Raw genomic sequence first — 16,818 nt, 5'->3', positions numbered from 1 at the left:
TAAACGGGTGGGTGGGCGGGAAGAATGCCGCGAAGCGGCGAAATGGCTGGTGCCGGCCACCCAAAGGGCGACCGGCACCACCAGTAAAGCGACTGTCAGGCAGACGGGGCTTCGGCAGCCTCGTCAACCTCCGCGACAGCGGGAGCAGCGGCGGCGGCGACTTCCGCCGCCTTGATCCGCTCATCCGCGGCAGCGCGAATCTCGCGCCACGCGGACTCCGCGGCCTGCTGCTCCGCTTCCTTCTTGCTGCGGCCGGTGCCGGTGCCGTACGAGACGCCTCCGACGCGGGCGGCAGCAGTAAAGGTCTTCTCGTGGTCCGGGCCGCTCTCCGTGACGAGATACTCGGGAACGCCGAGGCTCTCGGTGGCGGTGAGCTCCTGGAGGCTGGTTTTCCAGTCCAGGCCCGCGCCCAGGTTCGAGGACTTCTCGATCAGCGGGTCGAAGAGCCGGTGCACCAGCTCGCCCGCCGCGTCCAGACCCTGGTCCAGATAGACCGCGCCGATCACCGCTTCAAGGGTGTCGGCGAGGATGGATGCCTTGTCCCGGCCACCCGTGCCCTCTTCGCCCCGGCCGAGCCGGATGAAGGAGCCGAGTTCGAGGCCACGACTGACCTCCGCCAGCGCACGCGAATTGACCACCGCGGCCCGCAATTTGGCCAGCTGGCCTTCGGGCAGGTCGGGGTGGGTGCGATAAAGCGTGTCCGTGACGACGAGACCGAGCACCGAGTCCCCGAGGAACTCGAGCCGCTCATTCGTCGGCAGACCGCCGTTCTCGTACGCGTACGAACGGTGGGTCAGTGCACGCACCAGAAGGGCGGACTCGAGTTTGTACCCGAGCCGCCCTTCCAAAAGCGTGTGGGACGAGGCCGTGTTTTCCGCCTGCTTCTTGGCGTTTTCCGCCTTGGCGTCATCCGCCATCTTGTGGCTAGACACGGTGCCTCTCACCAGCCGCTCAGACCTCGAGGACCTGGCGCTTGTTGTACGTGCCGCAGCTCGGGCACGCGATGTGCTGCAGCTTCGGCTCCTGGCAACGCTCACACGAAACCAGAGTGGGGACCGCAGCCTTCCACTGCGACCGGCGGTGGCGCGTGTTGCTGCGCGACATCTTCCGCTTCGGAACAGCCACGGCTACTTCTCCTGCTTCTCGTCGACGCCGGCTTCGGCGCCGCTCACGTCGTCCTTCTCGCCGTCCTGGATGGTCCCGGCGAGTCCCTGCAATGCCGCCCAACGAATGTCGACGGCGTCATGGTGATGCTCCGGGTCGTCCGCGAGCCGCGCTCCGCACTGGGAACACAGGCCCGGACAGTCGTCCCGGCACACCGGCTGCATCGGCAGTGCGAGCACTACCGCGTCACGCAGCACGGGCTCGAGGTCGAACAAGCCGTCCTCGAGATAGAGCGTGTCCTCGTCGTCCTCGGCGTCGTCGGCCGGTTCCGCTGTGCGGCCCCGGTCGTCGGCGTCAGGGTACGAGAACATCTCCTGGAAGTCCGCTTCCACCTCAAGCTTCAGCGGCTCCAGACACCTTACGCACTCCCCCTCGGCCGACGCACGGGCGGTGCCTGTGACAAGCACCCCTTCCATGACCGACTCAAGACGGATCTCCAGCTCGACCGGAGCACCTGCCGGCACTCCGATGACCCCTTCGATGCCGAAGACACCCGGAGAACCGGGGGCCTCGACGGAACGGGTCAGCCGCTGCTGCGCACCGGGACGCCGACCCAGCTCGTGTGTGTCGAACACGAGTGGATTGCGGTGGTCAAGGCGAGCACTCAGGGCTTTTCCTGCTTTCGAATCCTGGAAGTTCAAGAAGGCCGCCCCCGTCATGAGCTTCGCTCATTAGCCGGGCAGCCTGGATCGCGGACGTACGCGCGACCGAAGAGCCAGGATACTGGACCTTTCGCTCTCGGCCCAATCCGGTCCCACAAGGACCGCGGACCGGGCGCTAGCGGCCCTGTTCGTACTGGCGCAGCTGCTCCGCCGTGATCATGCCGGTGTCGAAGAGGCTGGTCTCGTCGAGGACGCCGGGGGCCTGGTGCTGCTGCTGCTGCGGCTCTCCGTACGCCTGCTGCTGGGTCTGGTCGTATCCCTGCTGCGGGTAGCCGTACGGATCCTGCTGCTGGTAGCCATACGGGTCCTGCTGGGCGTACTGCTGCTGGTAGGCGTACTGGTCCTGCTGCTGGTAGGCGTACGGGTCCGGCTCCTGCTGGGGCGGGGCGTACGGCTGCTGTGCGGGGATCTGCGGGGGCGCCTGGGGAGGCTGCGGAGCGGCGGCCGCGGGGGCGGGGGCCGCGGGAGCCGTGGGGGCGGTGAGGCCCGCGAGGTACTCGGCGTCCGTGGTGTGCGCCTGGGAAGCGAGGCCCTCGGCGAGGCCCGCGAGGTCGTCGGCGGGCGCACGGCCGTGCAGGGTCTGGCGGCCTCGGCCGACCGCCTCCAGGGTCTTGGCGAGGACCGCCTCGAAGGCGCCGAGCTTGGCGTCGACGTACGCGTCCGCGTCCCTGCGCAGCGTCTCGGGGTCGTGGCTGCGCTGCGGGGCGTCCTCGTCCTCGTAACCCTGCTCGTCGAGGCCGGGGCCTGTGCCGAGGAGCTTCTCGCGGCCGCGGCCGACGGAGCCGAGGGTCTTGGTGAGGACGACCTCGAAGTTGGCCAGCTTGCTGTCCACGTAGTCGTCGGCCTCGACGCGGACCTCGTCGGCTGCCTGCCTGGCCTCGGCGAGGATGCGTTCGGCCTCGCCCTGGGAGTTGCGGGCCACCTCCGTGTCGGAGATCAGCGAACCGCGCTCGGCGTGCGCGGTCTCGATGATCCGCTCCGCCTCCTGGCGGGCCTGCTCGACGAGCTGCTCGCGGCCGCCGATGAGCTCCTGGGCCTGGGCGAGGGAGCCGGGCAGTGCCTGGCGCACCTCTTCGAGCATCGACAGCAGATCGGCGCGGTTGACCACGCACGAGGCCGACATCGGCATGGACCGGGCACTGCCGACCGCGTCGACGATCTCGTCGATCTTCTTCTGCACGTCCACCGTGTGCTCGCCACTCTCTACAGCTGGTTGGAGACGGACGGCACGACTGTAAGGCCAGTCGGCGGCCGTCCGACACCGGGTGACGGACTGTCAGTTGGCCCGGTGGTCCGTCACTTCTTGCCGATGCGCTCCACCAGTGCCTCGTGGACCACCGGCGGCAGCAGGTGGGCGACGTCGCCGCCCCAGGCGGCCACTTCCTTGACCAGCGAGGAGGAGAGGAAGCTGTAGGTGGGGTTGGTGGGCACGAAGAGGGTCTCGACGCCCGAGAGGCCGTTGTTCATCTGGGCCATCTGCAGTTCGTAGTCGAAGTCGCTGACGGCGCGCAGACCCTTGACGATGGCCGGGATGTCGCGCTGCTTGCAGAAGTCGACGAGGAGGCCGTGGAAGGACTCGACCTCGACGTTCCCGAAGTCGGCGGTCACCTCGCGGATCAGCTCGATCCGCTCGTCGACGGTGAACAGGCCCTTCTTCGACTGATTGATCATCACCGCGACGTGCACCACGTCGTACAGCTTTGAGGCGCGGGCGATGATGTCGAGGTGTCCATTGGTGATGGGGTCGAATGACCCCGGACAGACGGCGCGGCGCAACTGAAGTCCCTCGCTCTCCGGTCCGGTCATGGCGCGATCACTGAGTCGTCGCACGTAGAGGCGGCGCGACCGTACCAAAACGTGCCTTCGCCGTAGCGACGGGACCTCAGTGCTTCAAAGCCGTCGGGCCAGCCGAATTCTCCGCCTCTGGTACTGCGTTCAACGGTGACGAGCGCGTCGTCCGTGAGCCAGCCCCCCGCGCGGAGTGTGAGCAGGATCTCGCGAAGATCGTCATCGGTGACGACGTACGGAGGGTCGAGAAAGACCAGGTCGTACGGGGTCGTGGGGGCGCCGCCCTGGACGATCTGGGCCGCTTTGCCCGCCCTGACCTCTGCGCCGGGCAGGCCGATCGACTTCACGTTCTCCCTGACGGTGCGCACCGCTCGGGCGTCGGCCTCGACGAGCAGGGCGTGGCCCGCACCGCGCGAGAGCGCTTCGAGGCCGATGGCCCCGGACCCGGCGTACAGGTCGAGGACGCGTGCACCCTCCAGCGTGCCCTGTAGGGCCTGCCAGGTGGAGAACAGGCCCTCGCGTGCGCGGTCGGTCGTGGGCCGTGTGCCGTTTCCTGGCGGGACGGCGAGGCGACGTCCGCCGGCCACTCCGGCGATCACGCGGGTCATCTGAGTCCTTGTCGGTGAACGAACGTGCGGAAGATCCGGCCTCAGTCTCTCAGCCTCGGCGCCGCTCCTGCCTGTCAGCCCTTGTCACCGCGTCGTCCCCTCTTGTCACCCCTTGTCGAGGTACTGCTCGCGCTCGTCGTCCAGGAGGGCGTCCAGAGCCGTGCGCAGCTCGGGCAGGTGTTCCAGCTCCGGGTCGTTCGACACCACCGTCACGGCCTCCTCGCGGGCCTCGGCGATGATCTCCTCGTCCTCGATGACCGCGAGCATGCGCAGGCTGGAGCGGACACCGGACTGCGCCTGGCCCAGTACGTCGCCCTCGCGGCGCTGCTCCAGGTCGATCCTGGAGAGCTCGAAGCCGTCGAGCGTCGCGGCCACGGCTCCGAGGCGGGCGCGGGCGGGGCTCGCCTCGGGCATGTCGGTGACCAGCAGGCAGAGGCCGGGGGCCGAGCCGCGGCCGACGCGGCCGCGCAGCTGGTGCAGCTGCGATACGCCGAAGCGGTCCGCGTCCATGATCACCATCGCGGTGGCGTTCGGGACGTTCACGCCGACCTCGATGACCGTCGTCGCGACCAGGACCTGGGTCTCGCCCGCGGCGAAGCGGCGCATCACCGCGTCCTTGTCGTCGGGCTGCATGCGGCCGTGCAGGATCTCGACCTTCAGGCCGCTCAACGGGCCGCGGGCGAGCTGCTCGGCGACCTCGATGACTGCGAGCGGGGGCCGCTTCTCGGCGGTGGCCTCCTCCTCGGCCTTCTTCTTGGCCTTCTTCGGATCGTCCTCCTCATCGCCGATCCGGGGGCACACCACGTACGCCTGGTGGCCGTTCTCGACCTCCTCGCGCACGCGCTCCCACGCGCGCGCCAGGAAGTGGGGCTTGTCCTCGGCCGGGACGACATGGCTGGCGATCGGTGAACGGCCCGCGGGGAGCTGGTCCAGGACCGAGGTCTCCAGGTCGCCGAAGACCGTCATCGCGACCGTGCGCGGAATGGGCGTGGCCGTCATGACGAGGAGGTGCGGGGGCTGCTTGCCCTTCCCGCGCAGGGCGTCGCGCTGCTCGACCCCGAAGCGGTGCTGTTCGTCTACGACGACCAGGCCCAGGTCGTGGAACTGGACCTTGTCCTCGATCAGCGCGTGCGTGCCGATGACGATCCCTGCCTCGCCGGTGACCAGGTCGAGCAGGGCCTGGCGCCGGCCCGCCACCCCCATCGAGCCGGTGAGCAGCGTGACCTTCGTGCCCTGGTCCGAGCCGCCGAGCATGCCGCCCTCGGCAAGATCGCCCATCATCTCGGTGATCGAGTGGTGGTGCTGCTGGGCGAGGACCTCGGTGGGCGCGAGCATCGCGGCCTGCCCGCCCGCGTCCACGACGGCGAGCATGGCGCGCAGGGCCACCATCGTCTTGCCCGATCCGACCTCTCCCTGGAGCAGTCGGTGCATCGGGTGCTCGGTCGCCAGGTCGTCGAAGATCTCCTTGGAGACCTTCTCCTGTCCCTCGGTAAGGGTGAAGGGCAGCTTGGCGTCGAAGGCTTCGAGCAGGCCGCCCGCGCGGGGGCGGCGGGCGATGGCGGGGAGCTGCGCGTCCGCGTACCTCCGGCGGGCCAGGGCCACCTGGAGGACGAAGGCCTCGTCCCACTTGAGGCGGTCGCGGGCGGATTCGATGTCCGCCTTGGTCTGCGGGCGGTGGATCTTCAGGAGCGCTTCGGGGAGCGGGATCAGCTCCCGGCCGTCGCGAAGGCCCGGCGGCAGCGGGTCGACGGCTTCCTGGGCGCTCGGCAGGACCGCGTCGACGGACTTGGCGATCTTCCAGGACTCCAGCTTGGCGGTGGCCGGGTAGATCGGGATGAGGGCGCCTGCCCAGGAGTCGACCGCCTCGTCGGCGTTGTCGGAGTCGCCCTTGAGGAGTTCGTACGCCGGGTGGGCGAGCTGCATCTTGCGGTTGAAGACGGATGCCTTGCCCGCGAACATCGCGCGTGTGCCGGGCAGCAGGTCCTTGTGCGGCTTGTGGATGCCCCGGCCGAAGAAGACCAGCTGGAGCTGGCCGCTGCCGTCGGTGATCGTCACTTCGAGGCGCTGGCCCCTGCCGCCGTTGAAGGTCAGGATGCGCGCCGTCGCGACCTGGGCGACCACCGTGACGTGCTCGTCCAGCGGCAGGTCGGCGAGGCGTGTGAGCTCGCCCCGCTCCGCGTACCGCCGTGGGTAGTGGTGCAGCAGGTCGCCGACGGTGTGCAGGTCCAGGTGCTCGGCCATCACCTTCGCGGTGGCGGGACCGACCACTTTCTTCAGGGGTTCTTCGAGCGCGGGCACGAGATCCATTGCACACCACACCACTGACAATTCGGCGTACGTCTGTGAAATCCGCTGGTCAGTAAGGCGGGAGGCAGGGTTACTCCACGCCGATCAGGAGCAGCGCCGACTGGCGTCCGCCGCGGTAGACCACCGTGTCGACCGCCAGATGCGCCTCGCGCACATGCTTCTCCAGGTCGTCGCCGAGACTGTCCGGCACGTCGTCGCCGAGCACCAGCGTGACCATCTCGCCGCCCGCGGCCAGCATCCGGTCGAGGACGGAGCATGCGGTGCGCGTGGTGTCGTCGCCGATCAGCGCGACATCGCCGTCGATCAGGCCGAGGACGTCCCCTGCCTGGCAGATGCCCGCCATGGTCCACGACTGCCGCTCGGCGACGGCCAGTTCGGCGTACCGCGTCGCGCCTGCCGCCGAGGTCATCGCGACGACGTCCTCGTCGAAGCGGCGGTCCGGCTCGTGCACGGCGAGCGCCGCGATGCCCTGGACCGCGGACCGGGTCGGGATCAGCGCGACCCGCACCCCTTCGGTGCGGGCCTGCTCCGCCGCGGCGGCCGCGGTGTGGCGCAGCTCGGCGTCGTTCGGCAGGAGAACCACCTCGCGCGCGTGGGCCCGCCGGATGGCGTCGACGAGTTCTCCGCTGGCGGGCGGCTCCCCGGGGCGCGTGGGCACGGTGGTCGCACCGGCATCGGCGTAGAGACCGGCGAGCCCCTCCCCCGGTACGACGGCGACGATCCCGCGCTGCGCCCGTTCCCGGGGCGGCTGCACGGCGCCCGCGGTGTGCGCGTCGCCCACCCCGAAGTGGGTGATGCGGATGCGGTGGGGCCGCCCGGCCTCGACGCCCGCCTCGACGGCGGCACCGGCGTCGTCCACATGGACGTGGACGTTCCACAGCCCGTCACCGCCGACGACGACGAGTGAGTCCCCGAGCCCGTCAAGACGGGTCCGCAGCCGCGCGACGGCCGTGTCGTCGGCCTCCAGGAGGTAGATGACCTCGAAGGCCGGGGCCGTGGCGTCGGCTGGGGCGTCCTGGCACTCGATGGGCTCCACGCGCGCGTGGCCGCCCGAAGCCGAAGCCGTCTTCAGGAGCACCGTCTCGCCCGACAGGACCTCCACGAGCGCCCCGAGCACCGCCACGAGCCCGCGCCCCCCGGCGTCCACCACTCCCGCGCGGCCGAGCACCGCGAGCTGCTCCGGCGTCGCGTCCAGCGCCCGGCACGCACCGTCGTACGCGGCCCGCGCCACCGCCCCGCAGTCGCCGTCGGCGCCAGAAGCCGCCGCGGACGCCGCGTCGGCAGCGGCGGCCGCCACCGTCAGGACCGTGCCCTCGACGGGGTGCGCCACCGCTTGGTAGGCGGACTCGGCGGCCCGCCCCAGCGCGAGCGCCAGCGCCCGGCTGTCGGCGTGATCAGTGTCACGGTCGGCGCCGAGGACCTGCGCCATCCCCCGCAGCAGCTGCGACAGGATCGTGCCCGAGTTCCCGCGGGCCCCGATCAGCGCGCCGTGCGCCATCGCCCGCGCGGCCTCGGCCAGCGAGGGGCGGGCCGGCTCCAGGCCCGTGAAGACCGCGTCGACCGCCTGGGACGCCGATTCCACGGTCAGATAGAGGTTCGTTCCGGTGTCCCCGTCCGCGACCGGATAGACGTTGATCGCGTCGATCTCCTCGCGGGCCCGTCCCAGGGCGTCCAGAGCGAGGCCGCACCAGGCGCGCACCGCGACGGCGTCGAGGTTCTGCGGCACCTGCTCGCCTCCTAAGGGCATCCGGAATGGACGCAGCGTAGACCGGGAAGGGCGAAAGGCCCGGGGCGGGGCCGGGGCGAGACATGGTAGTTTCGTTCTATCGAAGCAGTCGTTGTATGCTGCTCCGGTTGCCCGATACCCATCGGGCCATTCCTCCTGGCAACGCCACCCACGATCATTGCACTGATCCCGGCATGCCGGGATTAACCGTAAGTGCATCTGAAGTCTTGGAGTGACCCGTGGCTGCCAACTGCGACGTCTGCGGCAAGGGGCCGAGCTTCGGCAACAACATCTCGCACTCTCACCGCCGTACGTCCCGTCGCTGGAACCCGAACATCCAGCGCGTTCGTGCCGTGGTCAGCGGGACGCCGAAGCGGCTCAACGCCTGCACCTCGTGCATCAAGGCCGGCAAGGTCTCGCGCTGACGCAAGTAAGCGCGGCCACCTAGCTGGTTGCTGAAAGAGCCGGTCCCCCTCGGGGGACCGGCTCTTTCGTGTGCCCGAGCCCCTTACCGGCCCCGGAACCGCCAGCCATGATCCACGGGCCCGATCCCGCCACCGAGCGCGAACCCGGCCGCGATCGCCCCGGTCACGTACTCCTTCGCCGCCGCGACGGCCTCCGGCACCGGCAGGCCCTTGGCCAGGTGCGAGGCGATGGCACTCGCGAGGGTGCAGCCCGTGCCGTGCGTGTGGCGGTTGTCGTGGCGGGGCGCGCGCAGCCAGTGCTCGTCGGAGCCGTCGGTGAGCAGGTCCACCGCATCACCCCGGAGGTGCCCTCCCTTGATGAGCGCCCATCGCGGGCCGTACGCCAGGAGGGCCGCCGCCGCCCGCCGCATTCCGTCCTCGGACTCGACGTGGACGCCCGTGAGCTGTGCGACCTCGTCGAGGTTCGGGGTCGCGACCGTGGCGACGGGCAGCAGCTTCGTCCGTACGGAGCCGAGCGCCGAGGCGGCCAGGAGCGAGTCGCCGTGCTTGGAGACGCCCACCGGGTCGACGACCGAGGGGGCGTCGGTGCCTGCGATCAACTCGGCCACCGCCTCGACCAGTTCGGCCGAGGCGAGCATGCCGGTCTTGACGGCCTGTACGCCGATGTCGTCGACGACGCTGCGGTACTGCGCGCGCACCGCATCCACCGGCAGCTCCCAAAAGCCTTGTACGCCAAGGGAGTTCTGCGCGGTGACGGCCGTGACGACGCTCATGCCGTGCGTGCCGAGTGCCAGCATCGTCTTCAAGTCGGCCTGGATGCCCGCGCCGCCGCCGGAGTCGGAACCGGCGACGGTCAGGACGCGGGGCGGGGCCTGGCCCGCTCCAAGGACCGCGCTCACTCCATGTCCCCGTTGTCCCCGAAGTGGTCCCAGCCCTTGCTGGTCCAGGGCGCCCCGTCCACCGTCACCTGCGGCAGGGCCGAGGGGTTGAGGACCTCGCCGATGACCTTCCAGCGGGCGGGCAGCTTCACGTCCGGCGGGAACGTCGCCACGATCGCGTGGTCCTCGCCGCCGTTGAGCACCCACTGCAGCGGGTCGACGCCGACGGCCTGGCCGATGTCATTCATCTGGGAGGGCACGTCTACGTCTCCGGAGCGGATGTCGATGCGCACCTTGCTCGACTCGGCGATGTGGCCGAGGTCGGCGATCAGGCCGTCGCTCACGTCCGTCATCGAGGTGGCGCCGAGTCCCGCGGCCGCGGGGCCCGCGTGGTACGGCGGTTCGGGCCTGCGGTGGGCCTCCACGAAGGCGCGGGGCGAGCGGAAGCCGCGCGAGAGCACCGCGTGCCCGGCTGCGGACCAGCCCAACCAGCCGGTGACGGCGACGACATCGCCGGGCTGCGCCCCGGCGCGGGTGACCGGCTCGTGGTTGCGCAGATCGCCGAGCGCGGTGATCGCGACGGTGATCGTGTCACCCCGTACGACATCACCGCCCACGACGGCCGCTCCCGCGACCTGGCATTCGTCCCGCAGGCCGTCCATGAGCTCCGTGGGCCAGCTGGCGGGGAGTTCGGCGGGCACGACAAGGCCCAGGAGGAGCGCGGTCGGCACGGCGCCCATGGCCGCGATGTCGGCCAAATTCTGCGCGGCTGCCTTGCGGCCCACGTCGTACGCGGTCGACCAGTCACGGCGGAAGTGCCGCCCCTCCAGGAGGATGTCGGTGCTCGCCACGACCCTGCGGTCGGGAGCCGACACGACGGCGGCGTCGTCGCCAGGACCGAGCCGGACGGCCGGGGTGGAGGTGAGCCGAGAGGTGAGTTCCCTGATGAGCCCGAACTCCCCCAACTCGCCGACGGTTCCCTTCACCGGGACTCACCATGCCCTTTCACGCTGCTCGGCTTGCGGTCGCGAGCCGTCACTGTCATAGGTACGGTCGATATGACCGTCAACTTCTGTTGCCCGTCCACCGCGATGTGCGCGCCACAGGTCCCCCGGGTCTCCCCGCGAGAAGCGGCGACGCGGTACCGTGGCGTCCCTTCTCCCCACATGATCCTCGTGGCCGCCCTGGAGGTTCCGTGGTACAGGCGTACATCCTGATCCAAACAGAGGTCGGCAAGGCGTCGACCGTCGCCGAGCTGATCGGCAAGATCCCAGGAGTGATCCAGGCCGAGGACGTGACCGGACCCTACGATGTCATCGTGCGCGCCCAGGCGGACACGGTCGACGAACTCGGCCGCATGGTGGTCGCCAAGGTCCAGCAAGTGGACGGCATCACCCGGACCCTGACCTGCCCCGTCGTGCACTTGTAGCCCCCGTCTACCCTTGGCCGGTGAAGATTTCCCGTCGCCGGCGTCGCTGCCTCGTCTCAGCTCCCGCCCTCGCACTGCTGATCGCGTCCGCGGGCTGCTCCTCAGCAGACGAAGCGGTGAAGGCTGCGGTTCCCACCCCGGACAGCAAGGTCACCGAACTGTGCCGGAACCTGGACAAGCGGCTGCCGAAGAAGGTGGACGGTCTTGGGCGCGTTGATCCCGAGCCGAAGTCCGAGCTGACCGCCGGGTGGGGAGACCCGGCGATCATACTGCGCTGTGGTGTCGCCAAGCCGCCGAAGATGAACGACCCCGAGGCGGACGGCGTGACGGCTGACGGCGTCAACTGGCTGATCGAGGAGCAGGACGACGGTTCGTTCCGCTTCACCACCACGCTGCGCAAGGCGTACGTGGAGATCACGCTGCCCAAGGAGCGCGCGGGGGACGGCGTGAGCCCGCTGACGGACTTCGCCGCCCCCGTCAAGAAGACCATCCCCAAGGGAATCGCCTAGGGCCCTTCTGACGGGTCTCCCGGGCTAGCGCAGCCCCGTCGACCGGTTGAGGGCCGCCTGCACGAGGCGGTCCACGAGTTCGGGGTAGCTGACGCCGCTCGCTTCCCACATCTTCGGGTACATCGAGATGGGCGTGAAGCCCGGCATCGTGTTGATCTCGTTGATCACGAACCCGTCCTCGGTGAGGAAGAAGTCCGCGCGCACCAGACCTTCGCAGGACGTGGCCTCGAAGGCGTCGACCGCGAGCCGCTGGATCTCGGCGGTCTGCTCGGGCGTCAGCGGGGCGGGCACGATCCCGGGCGTCGAGTCGATGTACTTCGCCTCGAAGTCGTAGTAGTCGTGCGACTGCACCGGCGGGATCTCGGCGGGCACGCTCGCGCGCGGTCCGTCCTCGAACTCCAGGACCCCGCACTCGATCTCGCGGCCGCGCAGGAGCGACTCGACGAGGATCTTGGGGTCGTGGCGGCGGGCCTCGTCGATCGCCTCGTCGAGGCCTTCGAAGGAGTCGACCTTCGTGATGCCCATCGAGGAGCCCCCGCGCGCGGGCTTGATGAACAGCGGCCAGCCGTGGTCGCCGGCGAACTCCGCGATCTTCTTGCGGGCGCCCTCCTGGTCACGGTCCCACTCGCGCGGGCGGATCACCAGGTACGGGCCGACGGGGAGACCGAAGGAGGTGAACACCCGCTTCATGTACTCCTTGTCCTGGCCGACAGCCGACGCGAGCACTCCGGCGCCCACGTAGGGCACTCCGGAGAGCTCCAGGAGTCCCTGGAGGGTGCCGTCCTCGCCGTACGGACCGTGCAGCATCGGGAAGACGACGTCGACCTCACCGAGCGCCTTGGGCACGGAGCCGGGCTCGCTGTAGACGACCTCGCGGTTGCCGGGGTCCAGCGGCATCACGACGCCGCCGTCGGCCGACTCGGCGAGCGCGTCGACGTTGGGCACCTGCCGGTCGGTGATCGCCATGCGGTCGGGATCGTCGGCGGTCAGGGCCCAGCGGCCGTCCGTCGTGATGCCGATGGGCAGGACGTCGTACTTGGTGCGGTCGATGGCCCGCAGCACGGCGCCCGCCGTGACGACCGAGATGCCGTGCTCCGAGCTGCGGCCGCCGAACACGACGGCCACACGCGGCTTGCGGAGCGGCAGCTCAGAGCTCTGCTCGGGGCGCGGCTCGGGGCTCTGGGGGAGGTTCTCGCTGCTCATATCGGCTTGAGGGTACCCGCTGGCCCGGGGAGAGTCAGCGGCGACAGTCAGCGGCGCTCGGGCTTGGCGCTGCGCGACATCAGCTCCTTGAGGGCGACCACCGGCGGTGTGCCCTCGTGCACGATGCCCACGACCGTCTCGGTGATGGGCATGTCGACGCCGTGCCTGCGGGCCAGATCAAGCACCGACTCACAGGACTTGACGCCCTCGGCGGTCTGCTTGGTGACCGCGATGGTCTCCTCCAGCGTCATGCCCTTGCCGAGGTTCGTGCCGAAGGTGTGGTTGCGCGACAGCGGCGAGGAGCAGGTGGCCACCAGGTCGCCCAGGCCCGCGAGTCCGGAGAACGTCAGCGGGTCGGCGCCCATCGCCAGGCCCAGGCGGGTGGTCTCGGCGAGGCCGCGGGTGATGAGCGAGCCCTTGGCGTTGTCGCCGAGGCCCATGCCGTCCGCGATGCCGACGGCGAGACCGATGACGTTCTTGACGGCGCCGCCCAGTTCGCAGCCGACGACGTCCGTGTTCGTGTACGGGCGGAAGTACGGGGTGTGGCAGGCGGTCTGGAGGCGCTGCGCGATCGATTCGTCGCGGCAGGCGACCACGGCGGCCGCGGGCTGCCTGGCGGCGATCTCGCGGGCGAGGTTGGGGCCCGTGACGACGGCGACACGGTCGGCGGCGACCTTCGTGACGTCCTCGATGACCTCGCTCATCCGCATCGCGGAGCCCAGTTCGACGCCCTTCATGAGGGAGACGAGCACGGTGTCGGTGGCGAGCAGCGGCGCCCACTCGGCGAGGTTGCCGCGCAGCGTCTGCGAGGGCACCGCGAGCACGGTGAAGTCGGCGCCCGCCGCGGCCTCGGCCGGGTCGGTGGTCGCCCTGAGGTTCTCCGGGAGTTCGACACCGGGGAGGTAGTCAGGGTTGCTGTGCGAGGAGTTGACGGCGTCGGCGAGTTCGGCGCGGCGGCCCCACAGGGTGACGTCGCACCCGGCGTCGGCGAGCACCATGCCGAAGGCGGTACCCCAAGAGCCCGTTCCGAAGACGGCGGCCTTCACCGGGTTCGTCACTTGCTGTCCTCCGTGGTGTTCTCGGGGCTGATCTCGGGGGTGACCTCGGTGACGCTCCGGCCGCTCCGGCCCGCCGCCTTGCGGCGTTGCGCGAGCCGCGCCTTGCGCGGGTCGTAGGGGGTGTCGGGGGCCTTCTCCTGCCGGATCTCCTCCAGGAGTTCGGTGATCGCGGCCATGATGGTCTCGGTCACCTCCCGCAGGACCTCGGGGGTGGGTTCCTTGTCGTAGAAACGCGAGAGGTCGACCGGCTCGCCCGCGAGCACCTGGAGCTTCTTGCGCGGGAAGAGGCTGAGCTTCTTGCTGTACGGGGGAAGCGCGAGGTTGGCGCCCCACTGCGCGACGGGTACCACCGGGCACTGGGTCCGCAGGGCGACCCGCGCGGCACCGGACTTGGCCGTCATCGGCCACATCTCGGGGTCCCTGGTGAGGGTGCCCTCGGGGTAGAACGCCACGCACTCGCCGCGCTCGATCGCGTCGACCGCGGCACGGAAGGCGTCGAGCGCGTTCGTGGTCTCGCGGTAGACCGGGATCTGGCCGGTGCCCTTCATGACCTTGCCGACGAACCCGTCCTTGAAAAGGCCGTCCTTTGCCAGGAAACGAGGCACTCGTCCGGTGTTGTACTGAAAATGCGCGTACGAGAGCGGGTCGATATACGAGTTGTGATTCACCGCGGTGATGAATCCACCGTCGGCCGGAATGTGTTCCATTCCTCGCCAGTCCCGCTTGAACAGAACCACCAGCGGCGGTTTAGCGATGACCGCCGCCAGGCGGTACCAGAAGCCGATTCTGCGGCGGGACACTCGGACACCTTCCTCCATGAACCTGGTCGGCCGCACAAGTGTCGCCCCAGGCTGCCTGTCTGTCGAGAACACCGTACGCCCGCCCCGGGAACCCGGCCCCGGTAGTGCCCCGCCCAGCAGGTCACAATGGGCGCGACGCGAAGGACGGAGCCGCCACCCGTGCAGTGGACTTTGGTGATACCCCTGAAACCGCTGGAGCGCGCCAAGAGCAGGCTCACCGCCACCACCGGCGACACCCTGCGCCCCGGCCTCGCCCTCGCCTTCGCACAGGACACCGTGGCCGCCGCGGTGGCCTGTCCTTCCGTACGGGATGTGGTGGTCGTCACGGACGACGGCCTCGCCGGGCGCGAGCTGGCGGTACTGGGGGCCCGGATCGTGCGTGACGAGCCCGCCGGTGGCCTCAACGCGGCCCTGGCGCACGGAGCGGCGGCCGTGCGCGCGGGGAGGCCCGAAACGGCCGTCGCGGCGCTGAATGCCGATCTCCCCGCGTTGCGCCCCCTGGAATTGGCCCGGGTACTCGACAGCGCGGCCCGATTTCCCCGCTCTTTCCTCGCGGACGCCGCAGGAATCGGTACGACACTGCTCTGCGCGGCCCCCGGCATGGAATTGCGCCCGGCATTCGGCGCGGCTTCCCGTTCCCGGCACGCGGCATCCGGGGCGGTGGAACTTCCGCTCGGCGACGTCGATTCCGTACGCCAGGACGTGGACACGGGCGACGACCTGCGGGCCGCGCTCGCGCTGGGCGTCGGGCCGCGTACGGCGACGGCTGCCGCGAGGCTCCTGATCGCCGACTGAGACAGCCGACTGAGTACGCTTCCCCCATGCAGGCGACCGCGTACACGTACGACTCCGAGACCCGCAGCGGCAGCGTGCTGCTCGACGACGGCACTCCGGTGCCCTTCGATCCCCCGGCGTTCGACGCGGGCGGCCTGCGGCTTCTCAGGCCCGGCCAGCGGGTGCGGATCGAGGTCGAGGGCGAGGGCGAGGGGCGCCGCATCACGCTGGTGACGCTGCAGACGTTCTGAGGAAGCGCTGAGATGCACTGAGGCGCACCGAGGCGCACCAAGGCGCACTGAAAAGACCCCGTACACGCCGCGGGCCGGGCTCCCAGTGGGGAGCCCGGCCCGGCGCGTGAGTGCCCTTGCGCCCTTACTTCTTGCGGGCGGTCGCCTTCTTGGCGGTGGTCTTGCGCGCCGTGGACTTCTTGGCAGGCGCCTTCTTGGCGGTGGCCTTCTTGGCCGGCGCGGTCTTCTTGGCGGTGGCCTTCTTCGCCGGCGTAGCCTTCTTCGCCGTCGTCTTCTTGGCCGTGGCCTTCTTGGCCGTCGCCGCCTTCTTGGCGGTGGTCTTCTTGGCGGTCGCCTTCTTCGCCGTCGCCGTCGTCTTCTTGGCGGTGGCCTTCTTGGCGGTGGCGGCCTTCTTCGCCGTCGCCTTCTTGGCGGTGGCCTTCTTGGCCGCTGCCTTCTTCACGGTCGCCGAAGCACCGCCGCCCGAAAGGCTGCCCTTGGGCGCCTTCTTGACCGCGACGTCGTTCTTCGGGAGCTTCTTCGAGCCGCTCACCAGGTCCTTGAAGCCCTGTCCGGCGCGGAAGCGCGGAACCGAGGTCTTCTTGACCCGAACGCGCTCCCCGGTCTGCGGGTTGCGGGCGTAACGGGCCGGACGGTCAACCTTCTCGAACGAGCCGAACCCGGTGACCGAAACACGGTCTCCGCTGACCACGGCACGGACGACTGCGTCCAGAACCGCGTCCACGGCGTCGGCGGCCTGCTGACGGCCACCCACCTTGTCGGCAATCGCTTCTACGAGCTGCGCCTTGTTCACGTCTTCCCCTTCGGAGACCTCGCCCGAGCGTATTCGCCAGGCTTTTTCGCACGTTAGGCAGATATATACCGCAAATCAAACACGAAACGGGCTAATCACCCTTGTGCCGCAACGAACTCGACTGTCCATGAGTTCCTCGAAGGTTCCTCGAAGGGCCGTTTGAGCCTTGTAGCTCAGGTGTCTTCGGGGAATCGGCCCTCGTCAGCTTCCTCGATGGCCGCCATCAATCGCTCCAGACGCCTTGCCGCATCGGCGAGATCGTGTTTGGCCGCGGCCGTAATGACCAGCAGCTTCCGGGTCAGCGCCATCCGTACGCCCTCCGGGACTTGCAGTGCACGCACCCTTGAGTGCGCTTCCTTCAGTTGGTCCGCAACAAGCCCGTAGAGCTCGAGTTGGCTGTCACGTTCCATGCACCGATTGTGCCATCTGGGGCGAGTTGTCGC

General features: G+C 69.8%; 20 protein-coding genes. 5 read left to right on the top strand and 15 right to left on the bottom strand.

From position 1 onward, the window contains the following. Positions 1-95 precede the first annotated feature (95 nt). The 8 genes from rnc to E5671_RS32510 all read right to left on the bottom strand — a co-directional run bounded on the left by rnc (position 96) and on the right by E5671_RS32510 (position 8,276). Positions 96-944, bottom strand: coding sequence for a ribonuclease III (gene rnc / locus E5671_RS32545; RefSeq protein ID WP_336605902.1), 849 nt, complete (start codon positions 942-944; stop codon positions 96-98). A gap of 7 nt (positions 945-951) precedes the next feature. Continuing rightward, positions 952-1,125, bottom strand: a complete 174-nt coding sequence (gene rpmF, locus E5671_RS32540) for a 50S ribosomal protein L32 (RefSeq protein WP_003965982.1) — start codon at positions 1,123-1,125, stop codon at positions 952-954. Positions 1,126-1,127: 2 nt separating this feature from the next. Then, complete coding sequence (locus E5671_RS32535) at positions 1,128-1,823, bottom strand: YceD family protein (RefSeq protein WP_160507435.1); 696 nt, start codon at positions 1,821-1,823, stop codon at positions 1,128-1,130. A 118-nt stretch (positions 1,824-1,941) separates the two neighbouring features. Further along, on the bottom strand, positions 1,942-3,012 hold the full coding sequence (locus E5671_RS32530; RefSeq protein WP_160507434.1) for a cell division initiation protein: 1,071 nt from the start codon (positions 3,010-3,012) through the stop codon (positions 1,942-1,944). 110 nt (positions 3,013-3,122) lie between these two features. After that, positions 3,123-3,602 (bottom strand): pantetheine-phosphate adenylyltransferase, encoded by a 480-nt coding sequence (gene coaD, locus E5671_RS32525; protein ID WP_202122486.1) that lies wholly within the window; start codon positions 3,600-3,602, stop codon positions 3,123-3,125. Between the two features lie 26 nt (positions 3,603-3,628). Continuing rightward, entirely contained in the window at positions 3,629-4,222 is a 594-nt protein-coding gene (rsmD, locus tag E5671_RS32520; protein ID WP_160507432.1) for a 16S rRNA (guanine(966)-N(2))-methyltransferase RsmD, read from the bottom strand. 105 nt (positions 4,223-4,327) lie between these two features. Next, positions 4,328-6,529, bottom strand: coding sequence for an ATP-dependent DNA helicase RecG (recG, locus tag E5671_RS32515; protein ID WP_160507431.1), 2,202 nt, complete (start codon positions 6,527-6,529; stop codon positions 4,328-4,330). Positions 6,530-6,599: 70 nt separating this feature from the next. After that, on the bottom strand, positions 6,600-8,276 hold the full coding sequence (locus E5671_RS32510; protein ID WP_160507430.1) for a DAK2 domain-containing protein: 1,677 nt from the start codon (positions 8,274-8,276) through the stop codon (positions 6,600-6,602). A 218-nt stretch (positions 8,277-8,494) separates the two neighbouring features. On the opposite strand from E5671_RS32510, the gene rpmB reads away from it, so the two are divergent. Continuing rightward, complete coding sequence (gene rpmB, locus E5671_RS32505; protein ID WP_160507429.1) at positions 8,495-8,680, top strand: 50S ribosomal protein L28; 186 nt, start codon at positions 8,495-8,497, stop codon at positions 8,678-8,680. A gap of 83 nt (positions 8,681-8,763) precedes the next feature. Here rpmB and thiD read toward each other — a convergent pair whose 3' ends face one another. Both thiD and E5671_RS32495 read right to left on the bottom strand, forming a co-directional pair. Then, positions 8,764-9,579, bottom strand: coding sequence for a bifunctional hydroxymethylpyrimidine kinase/phosphomethylpyrimidine kinase (gene thiD, locus E5671_RS32500; RefSeq protein WP_160507428.1), 816 nt, complete (start codon positions 9,577-9,579; stop codon positions 8,764-8,766). Beyond that, complete coding sequence (locus E5671_RS32495; RefSeq protein WP_160507427.1) at positions 9,576-10,544, bottom strand: thiamine-phosphate kinase; 969 nt, start codon at positions 10,542-10,544, stop codon at positions 9,576-9,578. The genes thiD and E5671_RS32495 overlap by 4 nt, the downstream gene beginning before the upstream one ends. Positions 10,545-10,753: 209 nt before the next feature. On the opposite strand from E5671_RS32495, the gene E5671_RS32490 reads away from it, so the two are divergent. Together E5671_RS32490 and E5671_RS32485 are read left to right on the top strand one after the other, a co-directional pair. Then, complete coding sequence (locus tag E5671_RS32490) at positions 10,754-10,987, top strand: Lrp/AsnC family transcriptional regulator (RefSeq protein WP_016642988.1); 234 nt, start codon at positions 10,754-10,756, stop codon at positions 10,985-10,987. Between the two features lie 26 nt (positions 10,988-11,013). Then, complete coding sequence (locus E5671_RS32485; RefSeq protein ID WP_336606072.1) at positions 11,014-11,496, top strand: DUF3515 domain-containing protein; 483 nt, start codon at positions 11,014-11,016, stop codon at positions 11,494-11,496. A 24-nt stretch (positions 11,497-11,520) separates the two neighbouring features. Here E5671_RS32485 and E5671_RS32480 read toward each other — a convergent pair whose 3' ends face one another. Genes E5671_RS32480 through E5671_RS32470 form a run of 3 tightly spaced genes read right to left on the bottom strand, consistent with a single transcriptional unit; the run spans position 11,521 to position 14,557 of the window. Continuing rightward, on the bottom strand, positions 11,521-12,699 hold the full coding sequence (locus E5671_RS32480) for a D-alanine--D-alanine ligase family protein (protein ID WP_160507425.1): 1,179 nt from the start codon (positions 12,697-12,699) through the stop codon (positions 11,521-11,523). Between the two features lie 47 nt (positions 12,700-12,746). Beyond that, a complete protein-coding gene (locus E5671_RS32475; protein ID WP_160507424.1) occupies positions 12,747-13,757 on the bottom strand; it encodes an NAD(P)H-dependent glycerol-3-phosphate dehydrogenase in 1,011 nt (336 codons plus the stop codon). Next, positions 13,754-14,557, bottom strand: a complete 804-nt coding sequence (locus E5671_RS32470) for a 1-acyl-sn-glycerol-3-phosphate acyltransferase (protein ID WP_160507423.1) — start codon at positions 14,555-14,557, stop codon at positions 13,754-13,756. Before E5671_RS32470 ends, E5671_RS32475 begins: the two co-directional genes overlap by 4 nt. Positions 14,558-14,716: 159 nt before the next feature. On the opposite strand from E5671_RS32470, the gene cofC reads away from it, so the two are divergent. Together cofC and E5671_RS32460 are read left to right on the top strand one after the other, a co-directional pair. Continuing rightward, on the top strand, positions 14,717-15,352 hold the full coding sequence (cofC, locus tag E5671_RS32465; RefSeq protein WP_160507422.1) for a 2-phospho-L-lactate guanylyltransferase: 636 nt from the start codon (positions 14,717-14,719) through the stop codon (positions 15,350-15,352). Positions 15,353-15,378: 26 nt separating this feature from the next. Beyond that, entirely contained in the window at positions 15,379-15,582 is a 204-nt protein-coding gene (locus E5671_RS32460; protein ID WP_160507421.1) for a hypothetical protein, read from the top strand. A gap of 124 nt (positions 15,583-15,706) precedes the next feature. Here the strand turns inward: E5671_RS32460 and E5671_RS32455 are convergent, their stop codons facing one another. Further along, positions 15,707-16,375 carry an HU family DNA-binding protein gene (locus E5671_RS32455; RefSeq protein ID WP_160507420.1) on the bottom strand — a complete coding sequence of 223 codons (669 nt, stop codon included), beginning with the start codon at positions 16,373-16,375 and terminating at the stop codon, positions 15,707-15,709. 173 nt (positions 16,376-16,548) lie between these two features. Next, the gene (locus E5671_RS32450; RefSeq protein WP_160507419.1) at positions 16,549-16,785 is read right to left on the bottom strand and encodes a hypothetical protein; all 237 of its coding nucleotides are present in this window, start codon (positions 16,783-16,785) and stop codon (positions 16,549-16,551) included. Positions 16,786-16,818 lie beyond the last annotated feature (33 nt).

The sequence above is a fragment of the Streptomyces sp. BA2 genome, assembly GCF_009769735.1.
Lineage (GTDB): Bacteria > Actinomycetota > Actinomycetes > Streptomycetales > Streptomycetaceae > Streptomyces.
This window is presented reverse-complemented; position numbering and strand designations above follow the sequence as displayed.

Bases quoted from the DNA above. Each gene is read 5' to 3' on its own strand.
- E5671_RS32480 (WP_160507425.1), bottom strand. From the start codon at position 12,699: ATGAGCAGCGAGAACCTCCCCCAGAGCCCCGAGCCGCGCCCCGAGCAG.
- rsmD (WP_160507432.1), bottom strand. From the start codon at position 4,222: ATGACCCGCGTGATCGCCGGAGTGGCCGGCGGACGTCGCCTCGCCGTC.
- E5671_RS32460 (WP_160507421.1), top strand. From the start codon at position 15,379: ATGCAGGCGACCGCGTACACGTACGACTCCGAGACCCGCAGCGGCAGC.
- E5671_RS32450 (WP_160507419.1), bottom strand. From the start codon at position 16,785: ATGGAACGTGACAGCCAACTCGAGCTCTACGGGCTTGTTGCGGACCAA.
- E5671_RS32535 (WP_160507435.1), bottom strand. From the start codon at position 1,823: ATGACGGGGGCGGCCTTCTTGAACTTCCAGGATTCGAAAGCAGGAAAA.
- E5671_RS32510 (WP_160507430.1), bottom strand. From the start codon at position 8,276: ATGCCCTTAGGAGGCGAGCAGGTGCCGCAGAACCTCGACGCCGTCGCG.
- recG (WP_160507431.1), bottom strand. From the start codon at position 6,529: ATGGATCTCGTGCCCGCGCTCGAAGAACCCCTGAAGAAAGTGGTCGGT.